Source organism: Streptomyces sp. NPDC056452, assembly GCF_042796085.1.
Lineage (GTDB): Bacteria > Actinomycetota > Actinomycetes > Streptomycetales > Streptomycetaceae > Streptomyces.
Genome location: NZ_JBHTRI010000042.1, coordinates 1 through 24687, shown reverse-complemented (window position 1 = coordinate 24687; position 24687 = coordinate 1). Strand labels below are relative to the sequence as shown.

General features: G+C 71.7%; 20 protein-coding genes. 5 read left to right on the top strand and 15 right to left on the bottom strand.

All coding sequences use genetic code 11. The features are described 5' to 3' along the window. Positions 1–67: 67 nt before the first annotated feature. The 6 genes from ACFQ6X_RS31340 to ACFQ6X_RS31315 form a co-directional block, all read right to left on the bottom strand. Entirely contained in the window at positions 68–667 is a 600-nt protein-coding gene (locus ACFQ6X_RS31340) for a hypothetical protein (protein WP_383186517.1), read from the bottom strand. After that, positions 664–1782, bottom strand: a complete 1119-nt coding sequence (locus ACFQ6X_RS31335; RefSeq protein WP_329212580.1) for a ParA family protein — start codon at positions 1780–1782, stop codon at positions 664–666. The genes ACFQ6X_RS31340 and ACFQ6X_RS31335 overlap by 4 nt, the downstream gene beginning before the upstream one ends. 369 nt (positions 1783–2151) lie before the next feature. After that, the gene (ald, locus tag ACFQ6X_RS31330; RefSeq protein WP_383186515.1) at positions 2152–3267 is read right to left on the bottom strand and encodes an alanine dehydrogenase; all 1116 of its coding nucleotides are present in this window, start codon (positions 3265–3267) and stop codon (positions 2152–2154) included. A 145-nt stretch (positions 3268–3412) separates the two neighbouring features. Continuing rightward, entirely contained in the window at positions 3413–5485 is a 2073-nt protein-coding gene (locus ACFQ6X_RS31325; RefSeq protein ID WP_383186439.1) for a tetratricopeptide repeat protein, read from the bottom strand. A 315-nt stretch (positions 5486–5800) separates the two neighbouring features. Beyond that, complete coding sequence (locus tag ACFQ6X_RS31320; protein WP_383186437.1) at positions 5801–6427, bottom strand: NUDIX domain-containing protein; 627 nt, start codon at positions 6425–6427, stop codon at positions 5801–5803. 75 nt (positions 6428–6502) lie between these two features. After that, positions 6503–8173: a CTP synthase gene (locus ACFQ6X_RS31315; protein ID WP_383186435.1), complete on the bottom strand. Its 1671-nt coding sequence runs from the start codon at positions 8171–8173 to the stop codon at positions 6503–6505. A 440-nt stretch (positions 8174–8613) separates the two neighbouring features. Between ACFQ6X_RS31315 and ACFQ6X_RS31310 the strand changes: the two genes are divergently transcribed. The 3 genes from ACFQ6X_RS31310 to ACFQ6X_RS31300 all read left to right on the top strand — a co-directional run bounded on the left by ACFQ6X_RS31310 (position 8614) and on the right by ACFQ6X_RS31300 (position 13635). Further along, positions 8614–10416: a glycoside hydrolase family 15 protein gene (locus tag ACFQ6X_RS31310; protein ID WP_383186433.1), complete on the top strand. Its 1803-nt coding sequence runs from the start codon at positions 8614–8616 to the stop codon at positions 10414–10416. 113 nt (positions 10417–10529) lie between these two features. Continuing rightward, entirely contained in the window at positions 10530–11927 is a 1398-nt protein-coding gene (locus ACFQ6X_RS31305) for an FAD-binding oxidoreductase (protein WP_383186431.1), read from the top strand. A gap of 82 nt (positions 11928–12009) precedes the next feature. Then, entirely contained in the window at positions 12010–13635 is a 1626-nt protein-coding gene (locus ACFQ6X_RS31300; RefSeq protein WP_383186429.1) for a PucR family transcriptional regulator, read from the top strand. Between the two features lie 19 nt (positions 13636–13654). Here the strand turns inward: ACFQ6X_RS31300 and ACFQ6X_RS31295 are convergent, their stop codons facing one another. From ACFQ6X_RS31295 to ACFQ6X_RS31275, 5 genes are all read right to left on the bottom strand, one after another. Continuing rightward, entirely contained in the window at positions 13655–14749 is a 1095-nt protein-coding gene (locus tag ACFQ6X_RS31295) for a glycosyltransferase family 4 protein (protein ID WP_383186427.1), read from the bottom strand. A gap of 173 nt (positions 14750–14922) precedes the next feature. Continuing rightward, positions 14923–16668 carry a DNA repair protein RecN gene (gene recN, locus ACFQ6X_RS31290; RefSeq protein WP_383186425.1) on the bottom strand — a complete coding sequence of 582 codons (1746 nt, stop codon included), beginning with the start codon at positions 16666–16668 and terminating at the stop codon, positions 14923–14925. Between the two features lie 81 nt (positions 16669–16749). Further along, on the bottom strand, positions 16750–17673 hold the full coding sequence (locus ACFQ6X_RS31285; protein ID WP_329212562.1) for an NAD kinase: 924 nt from the start codon (positions 17671–17673) through the stop codon (positions 16750–16752). Continuing rightward, on the bottom strand, positions 17670–18485 hold the full coding sequence (locus ACFQ6X_RS31280; protein ID WP_383186423.1) for a TlyA family RNA methyltransferase: 816 nt from the start codon (positions 18483–18485) through the stop codon (positions 17670–17672). The genes ACFQ6X_RS31285 and ACFQ6X_RS31280 overlap by 4 nt, the downstream gene beginning before the upstream one ends. A gap of 7 nt (positions 18486–18492) precedes the next feature. After that, entirely contained in the window at positions 18493–18801 is a 309-nt protein-coding gene (locus tag ACFQ6X_RS31275) for a hypothetical protein (protein ID WP_383186421.1), read from the bottom strand. Between the two features lie 43 nt (positions 18802–18844). On the opposite strand from ACFQ6X_RS31275, the gene ACFQ6X_RS31270 reads away from it, so the two are divergent. Then, the gene (locus ACFQ6X_RS31270; RefSeq protein WP_329212556.1) at positions 18845–19192 is read left to right on the top strand and encodes an SCP2 sterol-binding domain-containing protein; all 348 of its coding nucleotides are present in this window, start codon (positions 18845–18847) and stop codon (positions 19190–19192) included. Between the two features lie 10 nt (positions 19193–19202). Here the strand turns inward: ACFQ6X_RS31270 and ACFQ6X_RS31265 are convergent, their stop codons facing one another. From ACFQ6X_RS31265 to ACFQ6X_RS31250, 4 genes are all read right to left on the bottom strand, one after another. Continuing rightward, entirely contained in the window at positions 19203–20006 is an 804-nt protein-coding gene (locus tag ACFQ6X_RS31265; protein WP_383186512.1) for an ABC transporter ATP-binding protein, read from the bottom strand. Positions 20007–20074: 68 nt separating this feature from the next. Continuing rightward, positions 20075–21133 carry a FecCD family ABC transporter permease gene (locus ACFQ6X_RS31260; RefSeq protein WP_383186419.1) on the bottom strand — a complete coding sequence of 353 codons (1059 nt, stop codon included), beginning with the start codon at positions 21131–21133 and terminating at the stop codon, positions 20075–20077. Beyond that, a complete protein-coding gene (locus tag ACFQ6X_RS31255; RefSeq protein ID WP_383186417.1) occupies positions 21130–22191 on the bottom strand; it encodes a FecCD family ABC transporter permease in 1062 nt (353 codons plus the stop codon). The genes ACFQ6X_RS31260 and ACFQ6X_RS31255 overlap by 4 nt, the downstream gene beginning before the upstream one ends. 68 nt (positions 22192–22259) lie before the next feature. After that, on the bottom strand, positions 22260–23288 hold the full coding sequence (locus ACFQ6X_RS31250; protein WP_383186416.1) for an HAD hydrolase-like protein: 1029 nt from the start codon (positions 23286–23288) through the stop codon (positions 22260–22262). Between the two features lie 72 nt (positions 23289–23360). Between ACFQ6X_RS31250 and ACFQ6X_RS31245 the strand changes: the two genes are divergently transcribed. Next, complete coding sequence (locus ACFQ6X_RS31245; protein ID WP_383186414.1) at positions 23361–24638, top strand: DUF1015 family protein; 1278 nt, start codon at positions 23361–23363, stop codon at positions 24636–24638. Positions 24639–24687: the final 49 nt, after the last annotated feature.

Genomic DNA, 24687 nt, shown 5'->3' with positions numbered 1-24687 from the left:
CCGTGCACACGGGCCGGGCCGCCCGTGGGGCGGCCCGCTCCCCGGCAGGCTACCGGCGCCGCACCGGTCAGCGGCCCCGCAGCCTTCGTACGAGGATGCTCGCGTCGCCCCGCGACTCCAGGTCGGCGAGCACCACCGCGACCGCCTCACGGACGATGCGCCCGCGGTCGACCGCCAGCCCGTGCTCACCGCGCAGCACGAGGCGTGCGTGCTCGAGGTCCATCAGTTCCTCGGCCGACACGTAGACGGTGATCTTCTCGTCGTGGCGCTCACGACCGCTGGGCCGGCGGTTCGCGCCGCGGCCACCGCCGCGACCGCGCTGCTGCTGGACGGCGGGAGGAGCCTCCTGCGGTGCGTTGCCGCCCGGCCTGCCCGCAGCCGACCCGTTCCCGGCCCGTTCGCCCCCGTCGGCGCGGCTGCGTGAGCCGCCCCCGTCGGAGTCCGCCGCGGAGTGCTCCTCACGGGACGGGGCGACGGACGTGCCGCCCGCTCCCCCGGCGCCGCTCTGCCCGGCCGTGTCCGCGGCTGCCGCCGTGTCGCTCTCCCCGGCCGGCGCGGGCACCCGTGCCTCGCCGTTCGCCTTGCGTCGCCGGTCGGCCGGGGACGAGGCCTGAAGGCCCATGCCCCCGGTGGTGCGGAACAGCTCGTCGGCCCCCGGCAGACTCACTCGGCGTGACACCGGGCGAGCACCTCCCTGGCGAGCTGGCGATAGGCGGCGGCACCGACCGAGTTGGAGGCGTACGTGGTGATGGGCTCACCGGCGACCGTGGTCTCCGGGAAGCGCACCGTGCGCCCGATGACGGTGTGGTAGACGTGCTCGTCGAAGGCCTCGACCACACGCGCGAGCACCTCACGGCTGTGCACCGTACGGGAGTCGTACATGGTGGCGAGGATGCCGTCGAGCTCGAGCTCCGGGTTGAGCCGCTCCTGGACCTTCTCGATGGTCTCGGTGAGCAGCGCCACCCCGCGCAGTGCGAAGAACTCGCACTCGAGCGGGACTATCACCTTGTGAGCCGCCGTCAGGGCGTTCACCGTGAGCAGACCGAGCGAGGGCTGACAGTCGATCACGATGTAGTCGTAGTCGGCCATCAGCGGCTTGAGGGCACGCTGCAGCGTCGACTCCCTCGCCACCTCGCTCACCAGCTGCACCTCGGCGGCCGAGAGGTCGATGTTGCTCGGGAGCAGGTCCATGTTGGGTACGGCGGTCTTCAGCAGGACCTCGTCGGCCGCCATGCCCCGCTCCATGAGCAGGTTGTAGACCGTGAGGTCGAGCTCCATCGGGTTGACCCCGAGTCCGACCGACAGGGCACCCTGCGGGTCGAAGTCGACGAGCAGGACGCGTCGTCCGTACTCCGCGAGTGCGGCACCGAGGTTGATGGTCGACGTGGTCTTGCCGACACCGCCCTTCTGGTTGCACATCGCGATGATCTTCGCGGGGCCGTGATCGGTCAGCGGACCGGGAATCGGGAAGTACGGCAGCGGCCGGCCGGTCGGGCCGATCCGCTCGCGGCGCTGGCGAGCGGCGTCGGGCGCGAGGGTGGCCGCGTACTCCGGATCGGGCTCGTACTCGGCATCGGGGTCGTAGAAGTGCCCCTCGGGCACCTCGGCGAAGTCGGCGAAGTGGGCTGTGTCTCGGCCACTTTCGTTGCCGGCCATGGCGTTCACGTGTAGGCCGTCCATCATCTGGGGGGCTGTCGTCATGTGCTGGTGGGTGGCGAAGGTGCGGACAGCGACGGAGCCGACAGCTTCGAGCCCGATCGGGCTCAGACCCCGTGCAGGCATCCCTGGTTGACCACCCCCGGGAGTAATTGTCGACTCATTCACAAGTCGTCTTACCTCCTTGGATGTGACCAGGAAACTTATCGATAGGTCAGCGTGGCACCATGCCGACGATTGGCGACTCTATGGCGTGTCACCGGTTCGCAGCAACACAATCCGCCGGACCCGGCCCGATGTGTCGGCAATCGAACACCCCTCTGTCAAGAGTGCACGGGGAGCGGAGCGCATCATTCACGGGGGTGCAAAACGGGTAGAGGGTTACGTCTCCGGCGAGTTGAGCGGGGCTCACGAAGGGCCCCGGCATGAGTCCGGCCGGACCTTGCTGGGCAAGGTCCGGCCGGACTCATGAGGTTGACGAACGGCGTTGACCGCTCAGCCGAGAAGCGCGCTCAGTTCGACGTGGTCGAGGCCGTGCGCCTCGGCCACCTCGCGGTAAACCACCTGTCCGTCATGGGTGTTGAGACCCTTGGCGAGTGCGGCGTCACGGCGCAGCGCGTCGGCCCAGCCGCGGTTCGCGAGCTCCAGGATGTACGGCAGCGTGGCGTTCGTGAGCGCGTAGGTGGACGTGTTCGGCACGGCGCCCGGCATGTTCGCGACGCAGTAGAAGACCGAGTTGTGAACCATGAAGGTCGGCTCGGCGTGCGTCGTCGGATGCGAGTCCTCGAAGCAGCCGCCCTGGTCGATTGCAATGTCGACAAGGACACTTCCGGGCTTCATCTTGGCGACCAGCTCGTTGGTGACGAGCTTCGGGGCCTTCGCGCCGGGGATGAGCACGGCGCCCACGACGAGGTCCGCCTCGACGACGGCCTTCTCGAGCTCGAGGGCGTTGGAGACGACCGTCCGCACCTTGGTGCCGAAGATCTTGTCGGCCTCGCGGAGCTTGTTGATGTCGCGGTCGAGCAGCGTGACGTGGAAGCCGAGACCGACGGCGATCTGCGTGGCGTTCCAGCCGGACACGCCGCCGCCGATGACGACGGCCCTGGCCGAGCCCGTACCGGGGACGCCGCCGGGGAGCACACCGCGGCCGCCGACCGAGCGCATCAGGTGGTACGCGCCGACCTGCGGAGCGAGGCGGCCCGCGACCTCGGACATCGGGGCGAGCAGCGGCAGCGCGCGGGTCGCGGTCTCGACCGTCTCGTAGGCGATCGCGGTCGTGCCCGACTCGAGCAGCGCGTCCGTGCACTCGCGGGAGGCGGCGAGGTGCAGGTACGTGAAGAGGGTCTGGCCCTTGCGGAGGCGGTGGTACTCCTCGGCGACCGGCTCCTTGACCTTGAGCAGCAGGTCGGCGGCGGCCCAGACCTCGTCGGCGGTGGGCAGGATCTGCGCCCCGGCGGCGACGTACTCCTCGTCCGGGATGGAGGATCCCTCGCCGGCGTGCTGCTCGACGAGGACCTGGTGGCCGTGACGGACGAGCTCATGCACTCCGGCGGGGGTGATCGCCACCCGGAACTCGTTGTTCTTGACTTCGCGGGGGATGCCGACCTTCACGTCGATCACGGTCCTTGGGCTCGGAGGATGGCTCGGACATGACGGGAGATACCCGCATGAATCAAGCATAAATGGAGACACCGCAGAGATGCGCGGCAGAGCCATCATTAATGAAGGACTTCTCGCTGTCCAGCCTTACAAAGCATTAAGTTTCCGTCGAAGCACTACGGATTTCGTAGGCTGGCCCTTCCTCCGCCAGTAATCTGTCGGCTGCACCCCGGTGCAGCCTGGCCGCTGCGGGGTCACCGAGCCGGTCCAGCGTGTCGGCCAGCCTGAGCTGGAGGGCCGCCTGCAGCCGTACGTCACCCGCCCGTCGCGCCAGGTCGACCGCCTCGTGGCAGGTGTGCAGGGACTCCTGCGGCCTTCCCGCGTACTCCTGGACCCGCGCGGCCTCACTGAGCGCCCGCGCCTGGGCGGGCAGGTCACCGAGCCTGCGGTGGCCCGCCGCCGCGGCCCGCCAGTTGCGCAGGGCCTCGCCGTAGCGCCCGGCGTACGTGTGGACGGCCCCGAGCCGCCCGTACAGCCGCGCCTCGTCGGCCGGCTCGCCCTGGGTGAGCCGCTGCGCGAGGGCCCGGCCGTACCAGTCGGAGGCGCGGTTGAAGTCCCCGAGCTCCGCGTAGGCGCCGCCCACGGATTCCATGGCGCGGCCGGTCGCGTACAGGTCGTTCGCCGCACGTCCGGCGTCCAGCGCCGCCCGGTAACGGGTCAGGGCCGCCCGGGTACGGCCGGTTCCGGCGTCCAGGTCGGCGAGGTTGAGCAGGGCCGCGGCCTTCTCCCGGGGAAGGTCGCGGCGCTCGGCCACGTCCAGGACCAGGCCGTGCAGCCCGTACAGATCGGGCGCGGCGTCCTCGGTGCCCCGGTGCACGGCGAGCGCCCGGACGAGTGCGGCGACCAGCCGGCGGGCGAGGGTGTCCAGCTCCCCGTCCTCGACCGCGATCCTGGCGGAGGCCAGCAGGGCGGGCCGGCGGATCCGCAGCCACTCGGCGGCGGCCTCCGGGTTGGGGAAGCGCAGCGAGCGGGGCAGCCCGGCGAGCTTGCGGCGGGCCGGAGAACCCTCCGGATCGGTGACGGCCCGGCAGGACTGGAGCTGACGTACGGTCCGCTCCAGCATCCTGGCCCGTGCCAGCTGGATCTCGGCAGGCCGGTCCCGGTCCTCCAACAGGGCGCGCAGCAGCGGTGCGAGGCAGCCGGGGACCTCGTACTGGGGCAGGACCGCTCCGTTCGTCCGCAGGAGGCCGAGCCTGACGAAGTCGTCCAGGGTGGTCTGGGCGGCCGAGACGGAACACCCTGCCAGTGCGGAGGCGGTGTGGGCGTCGGCCAGTCCGGCGGGGGCGAGCGCGAGCAGTCGCAGTATCCGGGCGGCGGCCTGCGGCAGCGACTCGTGGACCAGCCGGAAGACACGGGCCAGCGGGCGGGCGCCGGTGGGCTGTTCGGCGTCGCCCGGCAGGTCGTGAAGCTGCTTGGTGACGTCGGCGACCGACGCGCCCGGGCGGGCCGCGAGCCAGCCGGCGACCAGCGTCAGGGCCGCGGGCTGTCCCGCGCACTCCTCCGTCAGGGTCTCGGCGGTGCGCGGATCGACGGTGATGCGGACCTGGCCGATGGTGCGGGCGAGCAGCTGGACGGCGGAGCCGGCGTCCATGCCCCCGATGGTGCACGGCCGGACGCCCGGGATTCCGGTGAGCGGGCCGGTGGAGGTGGCGACGACCAGGCAGTCCGGGTTGTCCGGCAGCAGCGGGTCGACCTGTTCGGCGTCCACGGCGTCGTCGAGCACGATCAGGGCGCGGCGTACGGCGAACGCCTCGCGGACCATCTCGGAGAGTTCGTCCTCGTCCGCGCCGGGCGGGGCGGCAATGGCGAGCAGGTCCAGAAGGTCGCGTGCGGTGCGCTCGACGGGGACGCGTTCGCCTCCGGGATCGGTGAGCGGGACCCGGAACACCCCGTCCGGGTAGTCGCCGGGTTCCGCGAGCCTGCGGGCGAGCTCGGCGGCGAGGGCGGTGCGTCCGGATCCGGGCCGTCCGGCGATCAGCAGGACCCTGGCGCGTGCGGCCTTCCGGCCGGCCAGGGTGTCCAGTCCCGCTCGCTCGATGTCCGCCTGAAGGGCTTTCAACTCACGTTCACGGCCGAAGAATTGGGGTGGGGTGGCATCGGACGGCTGCTCGGCCCGCGCCGTTCCCGCCGCACCGGCCGGACCGCTGGTGTCCACCGCCTGATCGGTCACGAGCCACGCTCCACTTCACTGCACGCGGTTGCCCGCCGGAACTCCGGTCGGGGCCTTTTGAGCGTAGTTCAGTGGTGTGGACGATCACGGCCGAGCGCGGCGGACACGTCCCCCGATCGGATCAGCGTTTCTTACGATCGGATGCTGATTCGGACCTCGACGGCGGATCGCCGGCCCCGGGCCCGCCGGGCCCGGACCGGCCGGCCTCAGATCCCTGAGGCCGGCTCAGACCTTCGGACCTTCCGCGGCCGGCTCAGACCTTCCGAAGCCGGCTCAGGCCCTCCGAGGCCTGCGGTCGGACCTGGCACGGACGGTTCAGACCTCGAACGGCCGGGCGGGCCACGGCGCCTCCGCCGGGCGCAGCGAGTCCACCCCGTCGCCCGCGAGCACCGCGGTGAGCGAGAGGACGCCCACCACGAGGCAGTTGTTGTGCAGGTCCCCCGCGAGCACCCCCTGCACGAGCTCCTGCAGCGGCACCCGGGCCTGCTCCATGTCGGCCTCCTCCTCGGAGACCTCGAAACGCTCGCCCTCCGCCTCGGAGAGGTTCCGGGCGAGGAAGATGCGTACGGCCTCGTCGCAGCCGCCGGGCGTGGTGTAGACGTCGGTCAGCACCCGCCAGTCCTCGGCCTTGACGTGCGCCTCCTCGTACAGCTCCCGCTGCGCGGCGTGCAGCGGGTTCTCGCCGGGGATGTCGAGGAGCCCCGCCGGGATCTCCCACAGCTTGTGGCGCACCGGGTGCCGGTACTGCCGCAGGATCAGGACACGGCCGGTCTCGTCGAGTGCGAGCACGGCGACGGATCCGGGGTGGACCTGATAGTCGCGGCGCGCGACGGTGCCGTCGGGCATCACCACGTCGTCGGTGCGGACGCTGGTCTTGTTACCGGTGAAGGGGGTCACCGTCGCGGTGACCTGCCACTCCTCGGGCGTGTCCTGGAAACCCATGTACGTCCTCCCACGAAAAACAGAAACCGGGGCACGCATCCACGAAGGATCCGTACCCCGGTCAACCGTATCGCCTCAGCCCTTGGCGCCGGTCCCCCGCGCTGCGGCCTGGCGTTCCACGGCCGCCTTCACCAGACCGGCGAAGAGCGGGTGCGGGCGCGTCGGGCGGGAACGCAGCTCCGGGTGCGCCTGGGTGGCGACCAGGTAGGGGTGCGCCTCGCGCGGGTACTCGACGTACTCGACGAGCTTGTTGTCCGGGGAGGTGCCGGAGAAGACCAGGCCGGCCTTCTTCTCGAGCTCCGTGCGGTAGGCGTTGTTGACCTCGTAGCGGTGGCGGTGGCGCTCCTCCACGTACGGCTCGCCGTCGTACGCCTCACGGACGACGGAACCCTCGGCGAGCTTCGCCGGGTACAGGCCGAGCCGCATGGTGCCGCCGAGGTCGCCCGCGCCCTCGACGTAGGCGAGCTGCTCCTCCATCGTCGAGATGACGGGGTGGCTCGTGGCGGCGTCGAACTCGGTGGAGTTGGCGTCGGGGATTCCGGCGAGGTTGCGCGCGGCCTCGATCACGATGCACTGGAGGCCGAGGCAGAGGCCCAGCAGCGGCACCTTGTTCTCGCGGGCGTACTGGATGGCGCCGACCTTGCCGACCACACCGCGCTCGCCGAAGCCGCCGGGGATGCAGATGGCGTCGACGTCGCCGAGCTGCTTCTGCGCGCCGGCCGGTGTCTTGCAGTCGTCGGAGGCGACCCACTTGACCTTGACGCGGGCCTTGTTGGCGAAGCCGCCGGCCCGGATGGCCTCGGTGACCGAGAGGTAGGCGTCGGGCAGGTCGATGTACTTGCCGACCAGGGCGACGGTGACCTCGTGGTCGGGGTTGTGGACGCGGTCCAGCAGATCGCCCCACGTGGTCCAGTCGACGTCGCGGAACGGCAGGTCGAGCTTGCGCACGACGTAGGCGTCCAGGCCCTCGGTGTGCAGCACCTTCGGGATGTCGTAGATCGACTTGGCGTCCGGACAGGCCACCACGGCGGCCTCGTCGACGTCGCACATCAGCGAGATCTTGCGCTTGATGGAGAGCGGTACGTCGCGGTCGGCGCGCAGCACGATGGCATCCGGCTGGATACCGATGTTGCGCAGGGCGGCAACCGAGTGCTGGGTCGGCTTGGTCTTGAGCTCACCGGACGGGCCGATGTAGGGCAGCAGCGAGATGTGCACGACGAAGACGTTGTCGCGGCCGACCTCGTGGCGGACCTGGCGGACGGTCTCCAGGAACGGCAGCGACTCGATGTCGCCGACCGTGCCGCCGACCTCGGTGATGACGACGTCGACGTCCGCGGTGGCCATGCGGCGGATGCGGTGCTTGATCTCGTTGGTGATGTGCGGGATGACCTGGACGGTGTCGCCGAGGTACTCGCCGCGCCGCTCCTTGGCGATGACCTGCGAGTAGACCTGGCCGGTGGTGACGTTGGCCGATCCGTCGAGGTCGACGTCGAGGAAGCGCTCGTAGTGGCCGATGTCCAGGTCGGTCTCGGCGCCGTCGTTGGTGACGAACACCTCACCGTGCTGGAAGGGGTTCATCGTGCCGGGGTCGACGTTGAGGTAGGGGTCGAGCTTCTGCATGGTGACCCGCAGGCCACGTGCCTTGAGCAGGGCACCCAGGCTGGAGGCAGTCAGACCCTTGCCGAGGGAGGAGGCGACACCCCCGGTGACGAAGATGTGCTTGGTCGTCGTGGATGTGGGCTGCATAGCCAAAGGGGGCTCCCGTGGTCGCGATCGTGAGGTGCGTACCGGCGTGCCGTCCGGAGAATTCCGGAGGCGCCGTCGCTGCGGTTCGGGGGCCTCGTCCACTGTCGGGACGACCACCGGTCCACGGGCTACCAGGGTAACAGCGACGAGAGGAGGCTGCTTCCGGCCACACCTCTCACACGGGAGTCACAGAATCACCGCACGCACTTCACGTCCCACCCGTTCGCCACAAACGGGCCGCCGAGAACTTATGGACAGCGTCGCGCGGATCTTCCTGGTGCGTCGTATCCTGCTCGGACCACTCGCTGCCGAGTTGGCCGGCCAGCGGCTCCACCCCAGCCCGCTCACCCGTGCAAGAGCTCGTCGGTTCTATTACAACGACCCCTTGACCAGCAGTAAGCGCCCCACGGGGCGAATTGGCCGTTCGACTGGAGACGCACGTGGCCGGGCGCATCGAGGATTACGCACTCATCGGAGACATGCAGACCGCTGCCCTGGTCTGCCGGGACGGCACAGCAGACTGGCTGTGCCTCCCCCGCTTCGACTCGCACGCCGTTTTCGCCGGGCTCCTCGGTACCGAGGAGCACGGCTTCTGGCGTCTGGGACCCGCACGCGCGGAAGGGGCACAGCCCCTCGCCGCGGACCGCCGCCGATATCGCGGGGACTCGCTCGTCCTGGAATCGGAGTGGGACACCCCGCGCGGCACGGTTCGCGTGACCGATTTCATGCCGCCGCGTGACGGCGCCCCCCAGCTCATCCGGATCGTGGAAGGCGTCAGCGGCCGGGTGCAGATGCGCTCGGAACTGCGGATGCGTTTCAGCTACGGGCGGGTCACCCCCTGGGTGCACAAGGTCGACGGCCGCACGGTCGCCGTGGCGGGCCCCGACTCGGTCTGGCTGGACACGCAGGCGGAGACGTACGGCCAGAACCTGACGACGTACTCCGATTTCACCGTCGCCCCCGGCGACCGGATCGCGTTCACGATCAGCTGGCAGCCCTCGCACCACGAGCCGCCCAGCCTGCCGGACCCCGAGGGTTCCCTCGAGGCGACCGAGAACTTCTGGCGCGAATGGGTCGACCAGTGCACGTACCACGGGCCCTACCGGGAGGCCGTGGTCCGCTCGCTGATCACCCTGAAGGCCCTCACGTACGCGCCCACCGGCGGCATCGTGGCGGCTCCGACCACCTCCCTGCCCGAGGAGATCGGGGGCGTTCGGAACTGGGACTACCGCTACACCTGGCTGCGGGACGCGGCGATCACGCTGTCCTCGCTGCTGCGCACCGGCTACCGCGAGGAGGCCCGCGCCTGGCGCGAGTGGCTGCTGCGGGCCGTCGCGGGCGACCCGGAGAACCTGCAGATCATGTACGGCATCGCGGGTGAGCGGGAGCTCGGCGAGGCGGAGCTGGACTGGCTGCCCGGCTACGAGAACTCCGGGCCGGTCCGGGTCGGAAACGGTGCGGCGAACCAGCTCCAGCTCGATGTGTACGGAGAGGTCACCGAGGCGCTGCACCTGGCGCACATGACGGGCCTGACCCGCAACGACTACGCGATGGGACTCCAGCTCAAGCTGATCAGCTATCTGGAGAAGCACTGGGAGGAGCCCGACGAGGGCATCTGGGAGGTGCGCGGCCCCCGCCGGCACTTCGTGCACTCCAAGGTGATGGCCTGGGTCGCGGTCGACCGCACCATCAAGCTGATCGAGTCCGGGGACACGGACGGGCCGCTGGAGCGGTGGCTCCAGCTGCGCGAGGACATCCACCGCGATGTCTGCGAACGGGGCTACGACAAGGAACGCAACACCTTCACCCAGTCCTACGGGTCGAAGGAACTGGACGCGTCCCTGCTGCTGATTCCGCAGATGGGCTTCCTGCCGCCCGACGACAAGCGGGTCATCGGCACGATCGAGGCGATCCAGCGGGAGCTGTCCACGGAGGACGGCTTCGTCCTGCGCTACCCCACCGCCGGTGAGAACGCGGGCGTCGACGGCCTGGAGGGCGACGAGGGCGCGTTCCTGGCCTGCTCGTTCTGGCTGGCGGACGACCTCGCGATGATCGGCCGGGTCGACGAGGCCCGCCAGCTCTTCGAGAGGCTGCTGTCCCTGCGCAACGACCTGGGGCTGCTGGCCGAGGAGTGGGACGCGCGGCTGCAGCGCCAGGTGGGGAACTTCCCGCAGGCGTTCAGCCATGTGCCGCTGATCGACACGGCGCTGCGGCTGACGGCCAGCGGGGCGTACGTCGGCTGAGGGGCGCGCCCGCAGGTGTGCGCGGGCGGTGTGACAGGACCCGGTGGAACGGCCGATCTCCGGGGCCGGGCCTACGATGGAAGGGTCCTGTCACTCCCTGCGAAGGGGGCATCATGACGCCCCGCAGCACCTTGCCGGACGCCGCTCTGAGCAGCCTGCGCAACGATCTCACCGGCGCGGTCCACGTACCCGGGGATCCGGGTTACGACGAGGCCCGCGCCGTCTTCAACAGCATGATCGACCGCAGGCCGTCGGTGGTGGCCCAGTGTGCGGACGAGGCCGATGTGGCACGGGCGCTGCGTTTCGCGCGCGAGCACGGCCTGGAGGTCGCCGTACGCGGAGGCGGTCACAGCGTCGCGGGGATGTCTCTGAGCGATGGCGGCCTGGTGGTGGATCTGCGCCGTATGCACAGCGTGGATGTCGACCGGGAGGCCCGTTCGGCCCGCGTCGGCGGCGGGGCCACCATGAGCGATCTGGACCGTGCGGCCCAGCCGTACTCCCTGGCGACCACCGGCGGCCGGGTCTCCACCACGGGGGTCGGGGGCTTCACACTGAGCGGCGGATCCGGCTGGCTGGAACGCAAGTTCGGACTGGCTTGCGACAATCTGCTGGCCGCCGATCTGGTCACCGCGGACGGGGGCAGCGTCCGCGCCACGCCCGACGAGAATCCGGAGCTGTTCTGGGCGCTGCACGGCGGCGGCGGAAACTTCGGTGTGGTCACATCGCTCACCCTGCGGCTGCACGACCTGCCCGCGATGAGCATGGCGTTGATCCTCTTCCGGCCCGAGGACGGTCCCGAGGCCGTCCGTGCGTACCGGGATCTGATGGAGTCCGCCCCGGACGACGCGGGCGGCGGCTGTCTGTATCTCACGGCCCCGCCCGAGGAGTTCGTGCCCGAACAGCTGGTGGGCACGCTCGTCTGCGCGGTCGTGTTCACCTATGCCGGTACGGAGGCGGAGCTTCGCGAGGCGGCAGCCCCGCTGCTCGGGCTCGGCCATGAGGCGGAGCTCGTGGCCGAACTCCCCTACGCGGAACTCCAGTGCATGCTGGACGATCCGCCCGGGATGCGGAACTACTGGTCCGCCGAGTACCTGGACGGCTTCCCCGACGAAGCCGTGTCCGTCTTCTGCTCCACGGCGGGCACGATGCCCGTTCCTTCCGGTTCGCAGCATGTGCTGTTCCCCATGGGCGGCGCTGTGGCGCGGGGGCCCGCCGACTACCCGGTCCCGTGGCGCTCCTCCCCGTGGGCCGTGCACCCGTTCGGGGTCTGGGAGAGCGCGGCCGACGACGAGCGGGGCAAGCAGTGGGTGCGTGAGGTGCGCGCAGGCGTCCGCCCCTGGGCGAGCGGCGCGGTCTACCTCAACTTCATCGGGCGCGAGGGGCAGGACCGCGTCGTCGCCGGAGTGGGCGAGGAGAACTACGCCCGGCTGGCCGCCGTCAAGGCGCAGTACGACCCCGGCAACGTCTTCCACCTGAACCACAACATCCATCCCGCCGCGGCCGCGGTGTGACGTACCCCGCCGGGCCCGGTAACTTCCTGACCGGGGCAGTTGCCCCGTCGCACGCGAGCAGGAAGCACGAAGGTCGGAGTCAGTGGAGACACAGGGCGGAATCACCGTGCGGCGGGCGCTGGAGCTGCCGGGGCTGCGCGGCGGAGTCCCGGAGGTGCTGGCCGGGGCGGACCGGCTGGACCGTACGGTGCGCTGGGTGCACACGGGTGAGGTGCCGAACATCGCCTCCCTCCTCAAGGGCGGCGAGCTGCTGCTCACCACGGGGCTCGTGCTGGGCTCCCGGCCAGCCGAACAGCGTGCCTTCGTGCGGCGGCTCGCCGACCGGGGCATCGCCGCCCTGGTGGTGGAGCTCGGACCCCGTTTCAGCCGACTGCCCGCGGCGATCGTGGACACGGCACGGACGGCGGGGCTGCCGCTCGTACAGCTGCACCGTGAGGTTCCTTTCGTTTCGGTGACCGAGGAGATCCACACCGAGATCGTCAACGGTCACTACGCGCTGCTCCAGCGGGCCGAGGAGGTGCACCGGCGCTGCACGCAGGCGGTGCTCGGCGGCGGTGGGGTGCCGCAGGTACTGGGCATCCTGGCGGACTTCACCGCCAACCCCGTCTTCCTCGAGACCCCGGACGGCCGGCTGCTGTACGCGGCGGGCACGGGGACCGGGACGGTGGGAGCCGATCCGCTGCAGGTCTGGGAAGGACTGCGCGGCGGCCGTGCGGCCCGCGAGACACCGCCGGCCGGGGCGCTCCTCGTGGAGGTGCCCGGCGGCGGTTCCGGGACCGGTTCCGTACGGGCCCGGCTGGTGCTGCTCGCCGTCTCGGGACCGCTGGTGGCGGTGCACCGGATGGCGGCGGAGCGGGCCGCGGGCATCATCGCCGTCGTCCTGATGCAGGCGCGTCAGGACGAGGAGCTGGCGGCCCGGGGGCGCGGTGACTTCCTCACGGATCTCGCCGAGGGCAGGATCTCGCCCGAGGACGCGCCCGCGCAGGCCAAGGTGCTGGGGTTCAAGCCGGGCGGGGACCCCCTGCTGCCGGTGGTGATGCGGATCGCCCCCGAGCTGTCGCCGTCGGGCAACTGGGCTCTGCTGGCACGGGCGGTGCTGGAGGAACTGTCGGCGGTGGGCGTACCCGTACTGCTCGGGGTGCGGCCCGTGGAGGGCAGGATCCCGCTGCTGCTGGCGCTGCGTCCGGAGACGGGGCGCGCGGCGGTCGCGGACCGGGTGGCGGCGGCGCTGCGGGCGGGCGTCGAGCGGGCGGGGCTCGAACGGGCCGGGGACCGTGCGCCGGTCGTGGTGGTCGGGGCGGCAGGCAGCTGGGCGGCGGCCGGTGCCGGGCTGCGGCACGCGGCGGAGGCGGCGACGGCCGCCCAGGGGCTCGGCGAGCTTCCCTGGTACGACGCGCAGCGCCTCGACATCGATCTGCTGCTCTGGCGGTTGCGGGAGCACCCGGACCTGGCGTCCTTCGTGGACCGGACGATCGGGCCGCTGCGTGAGCACGACCGGACCTCCCGTCCCCCGCTGCTGCCCACGCTCGAGGCCTACATCGACCATGCGGGCCGCAAGGCGGAGGCGGCACGCGAGCTGCATCTGAACCGCCAGACGCTCTACAACCGGCTGGCCCGCATCGGCGAGCTGCTCGGCGCCGATCTGGACGACCCTCAGACCGTCCTGGCCCTGAGTCTGGCCCTGCGGGCCCGCCGCCACACGCCTTGAGCCCCGGCCGCTCGTCACGTCACCTGCGGACCGTGGCCAGCGGCTGCGCCAACTCGTCGTAGACGGACAGCACATGGGCGATCGTGTCGTCCTCGGTCGGCCACCCCGCGGCCTGTACGAGCCCCGCCGCGGCGAGCCGCTCGCGCCGTTCCCGGTCGCCGAGGAGCTGTACGACGCTGCGCGCGAGCGCCTCCGCGTCCCCCGGGGGTACCAGTTCGGCCGCGTCGCCCGCGAGTTCGGCGGGCCCGCCGGTCATGGCCGCCACGAGGGGAACTCCCAGCCGCAGCGCCTCGTGCGCCGCCGTCGGCGGGGGCGCCTCCCCGCCGCAGGTCAGCACGGCGAGGTCCGCGGCGGCGAGGATCTCGACGGTGTCGTCGCGGCTGCCGGCCAGCAGGACGGGCAGCTGTTCGTCGGTGATCCTGCGCTGCAGGGCCGCCCGCTCCGGCCCCTCCCCCACGATCACCAGCAGGGGTACGGGGTCCAGTTCACGCCAGACGCGTGCGGCGTCCAGGAGCGTGCCGAAGCCGTGGTGCGGCAGGAGGCTGCCGACCGACACCAGCAACGGCCTTCCCACCGCGCCCAGTTCGACGCGTGCCTTGCCGTCGTGGCCGGTGGCGGGAGAGGGGCCGGCCGGGATCGCGGCCGGTGCGAGGCGTGCGTCCCGGGCCCCCCGGCGGCGGGCCCGGTCGACCAGTTCCGATGACGTACCCAGCACGATGGCCGCCGCCCGGGCGGCCCTTCGCTCCAGCAGGTGCAGCAGCCGGCGGCGAGCGCCTTCGGTGCGGGCGCGGGCGCGCCAGGTCATGACCAGCGGAGTACTGCGGCCGCTGAGGGCGATCCCGGTCCGGACGGCGGCGTGCAGACCGTGCGCGTGGACGACGTCGGCATCGGCGCAGGCGGCGCGCAGGGCGGCGACGGCCGCGGGGTCGCTGCGCCGGGGTACGGCGACGAAGCGGGCTCCCGTCGCGGGGAGGTCGAGGCCGCGGTCCGCTCCGGCGGGGGCGCAGACCGTGACCTGCACCCCTCTGGCGACCAGACCTGCGGCGAGCGAGACGACATGAGCGCTGCTTCCGGCACCACCGCCCAGGACTTGGACCGTACGCAGCTGTGACACGTCGAATGGCTCCCGGAGCTCCGGAGTCGGCGGAATGTACAGACCAAGGATGCCAGTCCGTACGCACGTTCCGGGACTGACGAAACGTTGTTCCCGTCCTTGCGGCGACAGGCAGCCGGGCCGCCCCACCCGTACGAGTGAGATCAGCGGCCCGGAATTGACATCGGAATCTACTATCCGTCCGCCCGTGCCGCTGCCAGCAGCTCCTCGGCATGGGCCCGGGCCGTCTCCGAGTCCTCCTGGCCGGCCAGCATCCGGGAGAGTTCGCGCACCCGGTCCTCGCCCTCCAGCACCGTGACACCACTGCTCGTCACCGAGCCGTCCACGGTCTTCTCCACCAGCAGCTGCCGGTCGGCGAAGGCCGCCACCTGGGGCAGGTGCGTCACGACCACGACCTGCGCGGACCTGGCCAGCTTGGCCAGCCGCCGGCCCACCTCGACGGCCGCCTTGCCGCCGACACCCGCGTCGACCTCGTCGAAGAGGTACGTCGGTACGGGGTCGGAACCCGCGAAGACCACCTCGACGGCGAGCATCACCCGGGACAGCTCACCGCCCGACGCCCCCTTGGCGATCGGCCGGGGCTGGGCCCCGGGGTGCGGTGCCAGCAGGAGTTCGACCTCGTCGGCGCCGGAGGGCCCGTAGAGCACGCTCCGCCCGCCGATGTCGATGCCGGACGCCTCGTCCGCCGCCTCCGTCTGCCGGATGGCGAAGGAGACCCGGGCGTGCGGCATCGCGAGCGACGCCAGTTCCTCCGTCACCGCCCCGGCGAAACGTGCCGCCGCTTCCGTACGCGCGTCGGTCAGCGCCTGCCCGAGCCCGGAGAGCTCGCTGCGCAGCGCGTCGCGCTCGGCCGTCAGCTCACCGATGCGGTCGTCGTCGCCCTCGAGCTCCGTCAGGCGGGCCGCACCTTCCTCGGCCCAGGCGAGCACGGCGGAGACGTCCTGACCGTACTTGCGGGTCAGCGCGGTCAGCGCCGAGCGCCGATCCTCGACGGCGGCGAGCCGCCGCGGGTCGGCGTCCAGCTGGTCGGCGTACCCGGCGAGTTCGCCGGACACGTCGGCGAGCAGGATGGAGATCTCACCGATGCGGTCGGCGAGCGCGGCCAGCGCCGGGTCGTGGGCCCGCACGGCGTCCAGGGACCGGCCCGCCGCCGCGACGACGGTCGTGGCGTCCACGCCCTCCTGGTCCTCCGGGTCGCCCGCGAGCGCCCCGTGCGCGAGGGCCGCCGCGGAGGCGAGTGCCTCGGCGTGACCGAGCCGCTCGGCCTCCGCGGCCAGTTCGGTGTCCTCCCCGGGCAGGGGCTCGACCGCGGCGATCTCATTGAGGCCGAAACGCAGCAGATCCGCTTCCTGGGCCCGCTCCCTGGTCCGCGTGGTGATCTCGTCGAGCTCCACGACGACCGCGCGCAGCCGCCGGTAGGCCGCCGCGTACTTGGTGTGCGGGCCGTCGACGCCGTCACCCGCGTACCGGTCGAGGGCCTGCCGCTGCCGCGCGGGCTTGAGCAGCCCCTGCTGGTCGGTCTGGCCGTGTACCGCCACGAGTTCGTCGGCGAGTTCGGCGAGGACCCCCACGGGCACGGATCTGCCCCCGAGGTGGGCGCGGGAGCGCCCCTCCGCCGAAACGGTACGGCTGATGAGCAGCGCACCGTCCTCGATCTCGGCCCCGGCCTCCTGTGCGCGCAGCGCTGCCGCGTCGCCCTCGGACACCGTGATCCGCCCCTCGACGACCGCGGCCTTGGCCCCGATCCGTACCAGGGCAGGGTCGGCACGCCCGCCGAGCAATAGCCCCAGGCTGGTGACGACCATGGTCTTGCCCGCGCCGGTCTCGCCCGTCACCGCGGTGAAACCGGGTGACAGCTCGACCACCGCGTCGTCGATGACTCCGAGCGACCGTATCCGCATCTCCTCCAACACGGACATGACCTTACGAGGTCCGGACCCCGGTGCGCCAAGGGCCCCGGGTACCGGTTCACTCTCCCGGGCCCCGGGACCGCTTCCCGCTCAGTGCGGCGCGCCGCGCCAGCCCTGCACCGGGAGCGCGAACTTGGCGACCAGGCGGTCCGTGAACGAGGCCTGGTGCAGCCGTGCCAGCCGTACGGGAACGGCACCGCGCCGCACCTCGACCCGGGCCCCCGCGGGCAGCTCGACGGTCCTGCGGCCGTCGCACCACAGCACCCCGTGCGGGGTGTGGGGCTGCACCTCGACCGCGAGTACCGAGTCGGGTGAGGTCACCAGAGGCTTGGCGAACAGCGCGTGGGCACTGATCGGCACCATCAGCAGGGCCTCGACCTCGGGCCAGACGACGGGGCCGCCGGCCGAGAAGGCGTAGGCGGTCGAGCCGGTCGGCGTGGCGCAGACGATCCCGTCGCAGCCGAAGCCGGTCACCGGCCGGCCGTCGATCTCGAGCACGACCTCCAGCATCCGCTCGGGCGAGACCTTCTGCACGGCCGCCTCGTTGAGCGCCCAGTCGGTGTGCACGATGTCGCCGTTGCTGTGGACGACGACGTCGAGCGTCATGCGCTCCTCGACCTGGTACGCCCGTGTGACGACCCGGTCGACGACCTTGTCGAGGTCGTCCCGCTCGGCCTCTGCGAGGAATCCGACGCGCCCGAGGTTGACGCCCAGCATGGGCACGCCGGATGCCCGGGAGATCTCGGCGCCGCGCAGCAGCGTCCCGTCCCCGCCGAGCACGATCAGCAGTTCACAGCCGTCCACGGCCGCGGGCGTGGCGTCCGTGACCGTCACCACGGACGGCGGAAGCGGCAGGTCCGCCGCCTCGACCGCCAGGACCCGGACGCCGAGGCCGTTGCGCAGCAGGCCCTGGACGACGAGCTCGGCGCTGCGGATCGCCGCCGGGCGGCCGGTGTGAGCCAGCAGGAAAACAGTTCGTGCCGCGTTCTCGGGTTGTGCCGCATGCGTCGTCAACGAGGCCCCTCCGCCACTGCACGGTCGACATCCGCGGGATCCAGTTCAGGAGCTCCGGCCCGCAGCCACAGAAAGTACTCGACATTTCCTGACGGCCCGGGCAGCGGGCTCGCCGTGACGCCCCGGACACCGAGGCCCAGGAGGCCGGCGCGGCGCGCCACCTCCCGTACCGCTTCGGCCCGCAGCTCGGGGCTGCGGACCACACCGCCGCTTCCGAGGCGCTCCTTGCCCACCTCGAACTGCGGCTTGACCATGAGGACCAGGTCCGCGTCGGGTGCCGCGCAGCGCGCCAGGGCGGGCAGCACGAGGCCGAGCGGAATGAACGACAGATCGCCCACCACCAGGTCCACCGCCTTCCCGTCGAGCTGCTCCAGCGTCAGCTCCCGCACATTGGTACGGTCCTTGACGATGACGCGTTCATCGGACTGCAGGGACCACGCGAGCTGCCCGTAGCCGACGTCGACCGCGAGGACGTGCCCGACTCCGGCACGCAGCAGCACATCGGTGAAGCCGCCCGTGGACGCGCCGGCGTCCAGTGCCCGTCGTCCCTCGACCTTCAGCCCGAGGGGGACGAAGGCGGCGAGCGCGCCCGCGAGTTTGTGCCCGCCGCGCGAGACGTACTCGGGGTCGTTGTCGTCCTTCACGACGACGACGGCGGCGCTCGTCTCGACCTGGGTGGCGGGCTTGGTCGCGGTGTTGCCGCCGACGGTCACCCGCCCCGCCGCGATCAGCTGGCTCGCGTGTTCGCGCGAGCGGGCGAGCTTGCGGCGTACCAGCTCGGCGTCGAGGCGGCGACGTGCCACTCCTGCCACTTCTTGTTCAGCTCCTGTTGTTGTACGGGGGTGCGGGTGCGGGTCTGGCGTCCAGCTCGGTCAGCGCGTCGCGCAGCCCACGGTGTACATCCTCGTACACCGCGGTGTGCCCGTCCGCCGGAAGGTGGTCCGCATCGGCCAGTCGCTCCAGCTGCGCATCGACCCCGGGATGCCCGGTGGCGGTGCGTACGACACCGAGGGGGGCGGGCGGGGCGGGCTCGAAGGAGGGTGCGGGCGGCACCTCGGGCTGTGCTGCGGCCCCGTGCTCCGCGTCGCCCTCCTGCGCCGTCCCCGGCTCCGGCATCCAGTCGCTCATGCCCGAAACGCTACCCCGAACGGCTGGGGTACCGTCGGTGACGATGGCGACCATGGCGGAGTGCCGCAGCGCACTCGACACACTTTCCGGCAACCTGGCAGGGGCCGACGGCGACGTACGCAGCGCTGCTGCTCTCGACCGCTCGCTGAGCTGCCACATCAAGGATCTCGACGTCACGTTCGTCGGGCGGCTGGCGGGGGGCCGGATCCGGGTACTCGACACGGTCGAGGGCCCGCCCCGCGAGAAGGCCGAGATCCGGCTCGCGATGACCGGGGACGATCTGGTGGCCATGGTGAACGGGGAGCTGAATTTCGCGAAGGCCTGGGGCTCGGGCCGGGTCCGGCTGGAGGCGGGCTTCCGTGATCTGCTGAAGCTCAAGTCCCTGTTGTAGGACGTGCCCGTCAGGCCTTGGCGCCGGCCCGCTTCCGGCGGGCGGCCGGGACCACGAGCGGTGTTCCCGTCTCCGGGTCGTCGATGACCTGGCAGGGCAGCCCGAAGACCTCTTCCACCAGCTCCGCCGTGACCACGTCCCCGGGGACGCCCTCGGCGATGATCTCGCCCCGGCGCATGGCGATGAGGTGGGTGGCGTACCGGGCGGCGTGGTTGAGATCGTGCAGGACGGCCACCAGCGTGCGGCCCTGTGTCTCGTGGAGTTCGGCGCACAGGTCGAGTACGTCGATCTGGTGCTGGATGTCGAGGTACGTCGTCGGCTCGTCGAGCAGGAGCAGCGGGGTCTGCTGGGCGAGCGCCATGGCGATCCAGACGCGCTGGCGCTGGCCGCCGGAGAGTTCGTCGACATAGCGGTCGGCGAGTTCGCCCACCCCGGTGGACGCCATGGACTCCACGACGATCCGTTCGTCCTCGGGAGACCACTGGCGCAGCAGCCCCTGGTGCGGGTACCGGCCGCGCGAGACGAGGTCGGCGACCGTGATGCCGTCGGGGGCTATGGAGGACTGGGGCAGCAGGCCCAGGGTCCTGGCGACCTTCTTCGCGGGCATCCGGTGGATGGCCTGTCCGTCCAGCAGGACCTCGCCCCGGCTCGGCCTCAGCATCCGGGACAGCGCGCGCAGCAGGGTCGACTTGCCGCAGGCGTTGGGGCCGACGATCACCGTGAAGGAGTTGTCGGGGATCTCGACCGAGAGGTTCTCGGCGATGACACGCTGGTCGTAGCCGAGGGTCACCGAGTCTGCGGTGAGGCGCTGCATGGTCGTACTCCCGGAGTTGATGGGGTTCTTCTGCGAGGTGTCCGGTGCCGTCACCGGTGTACCGGGCTTCATATGCGTCCCGCCTTGCGCTCGGACACCAGCAGCCACAGCAGGTAGCAGCCGCCCAGCACTCCGGTGACCACACCCACCGGAAGCTGACGGTCCCCGAAGGCGTTCATCGCCGTCCAGTCGGCGACGAGCAGCAGGGCCGCGCCCGTGCAGGCCGCGGCGGCCAGGTTGGGGCCGGGCGAGCGGGTGAGCCTGCGGGCGACCTGCGGGGCGCTCAGCGAGACGAAGACGATGGGGCCCGCCGCGGCCGTGGCGACGGCGACGAGGATCACGGCGCAGCCCAGCAGGACGAGCCGGGTGCGCTCCACCCGTACACCCAGGGCGTGTGCGGCGTCGTCGCCCATCTCCAGCATGCGCAGGGCGCGTCCGTGGCCCAGGACCAGGGGGACGAGGACACCGCAGACCGCCAGCAGCGGCCAGACCTGCGCCCAGTCCCGGCCGTCCAGTGAGCCGGTCATCCAGACGACGGCGCGGGTGGCGTCGACGAGGTTGGCCTTGGTGATCAGGTAGTGGATGCCCGCGGTGAGCATCGCGGCTGCGCCGATTCCGACGAGGACGAGCCGGTAGCCGTGCACGCCCCGTTTCCAGGCCAGCAGATAGACGGCGACACCGGTGAGCACACCTCCGGCGACCGCCCCCGCGGCGACCTCGGTCGGCCCGCCGTGGAAGAGCACGATCACGGTGAGGGCGCCGACCGCGGAGCCCTGGCCGAAGCCGAGCACGTCGGGGCTGCCCAGCGGGTTGCGGGAGACGCTCTGGAAGACGGCGCCGCCGACGCCGAGTGCGGCACCGACCAGGAGTCCGACCAGGACTCTCGGCAGGCGCAGGTCCGTGACGATGAACTCCTGCTGGAAGGTCCCGTTGCCGAACAGCGTGGTGAGGACCTCGCCCGGCGTCATGGAGTAGTCGCCGCTGCCGGTGAGCACCACGGCCGCCGCTGCCGCCACCAGGGCGAGCAGCACGATCACGACGAGCGCCCGGACGTCCACCCGGAAGGAGAAGCCGCCGACGGTCCGTACGGCGCGGACCGACTTCGCGGTGTCCTGCGGGGCCTTCACAGCTGGGCCATCCTCTTGCGTCGTACGAGATGGATGAAGACGGGTCCGCCCAGCAGCGCGGTGACGATGCCGACCTGCAGTTCGGAGGGGCGTGCCATGACCCGGCCGACCACATCGGCGCCGAGCAGCAGCACCGGCGACAGCACGGCCGCGTACGGCAGGATCCACCGCATGTCGGGCCCCGTGATGGTGCGGACGAGGTGCGGGATCATCAGCCCGATGAAGACGATCGGCCCGCAGGCGGCGGTGGCCGCCCCGCAGAGCAGGGTCACGGCCGCCATCGCGAGGACGCGGGTCCGGGTCAGATGGGCGCCGAGCGCCCTGGCCGTGTCGTCGCCCATCTCCAGCGCGTTCAGCGGCCGGGCGATGAGGAGCGCGAGCAGCACGCCGAGCGCGATGAACGGCCACACCTTGCCGACGGTCTCCATGTTGGCGGAGGCCAGCGATCCGACGGTCCAGAACCGGAGCCGGTCCAGCGCCGCCGCGTCCAGCAGCTGTACGGCGTTGACGTAGCCGAACAGCGCCGCGGTGACCGCCGTACCGGCGAGCGCGAGCCGCACCGGGTTCGCCGACCGGCTGCCGCCGAGCAGATACACGGCCACGGACACGATCGCGGCGCCGCCGAACGCGAACCAGACGTATCCGGTCAGCGAGGTGACGCCGAAGAAGCTGATCGCGGAGACGACCGCCGCGGCCGCGCCCGCGTTGACACCCAGCAGGCCGGGCTCGGCGAGCGGGTTACGGGTCAGGGCCTGCATCACCGCGCCGGAGAGGCCGAGTGCCGCCCCGACGATCAGCCCGAGCACGGTCCGCGGGACGCGCACGTCCCGTACGAGGACGTCGCCGTTGGTCCCCGAGTAGTGGAACAGGCCGTGCCAGACCTCGGACAGGGGCAGCGCCTTGGCCCCGATCGCGACACTCGCGAGACAGACCAGGACCAGAACACCCACGGCTGCCAGCAGACCTGCGGCACGCACCGCATGACGCGCCGGGCGCGCGGGCGTTTCCGGCGTGGCCGCGGGGCCGACGCTCGATTCGGAGGGACTCTCAACCAACACCGGGTTAGGTTAGCCTACCCTCCAGGCGTCTCACCTGGCCGGTTCGGCAGCCGCCTTGGCCCGGGCGCCTACAGTCCGAGCCTGGCCACCGCCTTCTCCGCGTCGAGTCCGCAGGACCCTTCACCGGCATGCGTCCACGCCGCGCCGCACAGGGCCCGCAGTCCGTCCAGCGGATCCCCGTCGCCCTCCAGCACCAGGGCGTCCCCCTGCGCGTCGGCCGTCCAGCCACCGCAGCGGATCCGGCCGCCCTCCTCCGCCACCTCGGGCTGGCCGGTGAGCAGCCCCCGAAGGTCCCGGTCCACATAGGTCGGCCGGTACTTCGGCTCGGCGGCCAGCAGCTGCGCCGCGTCGGTCACCCCGGTGAGCACCAGCAGCGAGTCGACACCTCCGTTGAACGCGCCCTCGATGTCCGTGTCCAGCCGGTCCCCGACGACCAGCGGCCTCTGGGCACCGGTCCGCAGGACGGTCTCCCGGTGCATCGGGGGCAACGGCTTGCCGGCGACCTGCGGCTCGGCACCGGTGGCGATCCGTACGACCTCCACCGCCGCGCCGTTGCCCGGCGCTATGCCACGGGCGCCGGGAATCGTCAGGTCCGTGTTGGACGCGAACCACACGGCCCCGCGCGCGATCGCGTACGCCGCCTCGGCGAACCGTCCCCACGCCAGGTCAGGCCCGCCGTACCCCTGCGCCACGGCGACCGGCTCGTCGTCCGCCGACTCCACCGGCACCAGTCCCCGCTCGCGCAGCGCGACGCGCAGCCCTTCCCCGCCGACCACGAGCACCCTGGCCCCGGACGGCAGTTGATCGGCCATCAGCCGGGCCACCGCCTGCGCCGACGTGATCACGTCGCCGGGCTCCGCCGGCACCCCGAGCTCCGTCAGATGCTCCGCCACCGCGTCGGGTGTGCGCAGGGCGTTGTTCGTGACGTACGCCAGCCGCATCCCGCCCTCACGCGCGGTGCCCAGCGATTCGACGGCGTGGACGATCGCATGCCCGCCGGCGTACACCACCCCGTCGAGATCGAGCAGAGCCGTGTCGTACGCCTCGCTCAGCGCCGCGCTGCTCCCGAGCGGCCGGGACCTGTACTGCTGACTCATATGTCTGTGCTCCTCTTTCCATGCCTCTGCCCCGATCATCGCGCATATAGGGAGCGCACATACGATGCACAAATGAACACATCAGGGCCCGCCGGGCAGGGACTGCGGCTGATCCCCTTCCGCGGGCTGCGGTACGTCCCCGAGCGGGTCGGCAGCCTTGCAGCGGTGACCTCACCGCCGTACGACGTCGTGGTCAGGCCCGACGGGCTGCACCACCTGGAGTCCGCGGACCCGCACAACATCGTGCGGCTGATCCTTCCGCAGGCCGGCACCGCCGCTGCGCGCCATCAGCAGGCAGCCGAGACCCTGAAGCGCTGGCTCGCCGAGGGCGTTCTGGCCCCGGACCCGGTCCCTGCGCTCTACGTCTACGAGCAGCGAAGCGGCGAGGTCCTGCAGCGGGGCGTGATCGGGGCCCTGGCGCTCTCCCCCGCCGGCGAGGGCATCGTGCTCCCGCACGAAGACGTCATGGCCGATGTCGTGGAGGACCGCGCCGACCTGATGCGCACCGCGGCGGCCCATCTCGAACCTCTGCTGCTCAGCTACGTCAGCGACGGCGCACGAGCGGGAGCGAACGCCGTCATCGAACGTGTGGTGGAGCGCCTCCCGCTGCTCACCACCACGACGGAGGACGGCTTCAGCCACCGTCTCTGGGCCGTCACCGATCCTGGCGAGCACGCGGAGATCCAGGCCGACCTCTCCCGCCGCCAGGCGCTGATCGCCGACGGCCACCATCGCTGGGCCACCTATCTCGGGCTCCAGAAGGAACAGCCCGCGCCGGGCCCCTGGGACTTCGGCCTGGTCCTCCTCGTCGACACGGCCCGCTATCCCCTGCAGGTACGTGCCATCCACCGGCTGCTGCACCGCCTTCCGGTCGCCGAGGCCATCGAGGCACTGGGCAGCAGCTTCCGGGTCAGGGAGATCGAGGGGCCGCTCCCCCGGGCTCTCGACGCACTCACCGGGGCCGCCGCGGAGGGCAACGCCTTTCTGCTCGCGGGCGACGGCCGTTTCCACCTCGTCGACCGGCCGGACGGAGATCTCCTCGCCCGCACGGTTCGTGCCGACCGGCCGGCGGCCTGGCGCGCACTGGATGCGACCGTGCTGCACTCCACACTCCTGGACCACGTCTGGAGGATTCCCGACGCCCCGGAGCACATCGCGTACATCCACGACACCGCGGCGGCCGTCGAGCAGGCCGAGCGGCACAATGCCACGGCGGTGCTGATGCACCCGGTCCGCGAGGACGTCGTCCGGGACCTGGCCAGACAGGGTGTCACCATGCCCCGCAAGTCGACCTCGTTCGGCCCCAAGCCGGCCACGGGACTCGTCCTGCGCAGTCTCGACACGGACTGACGAACGGGCAGCAAACAGAAGAGGGCGGCACCCGTGACGGGTGCCGCCC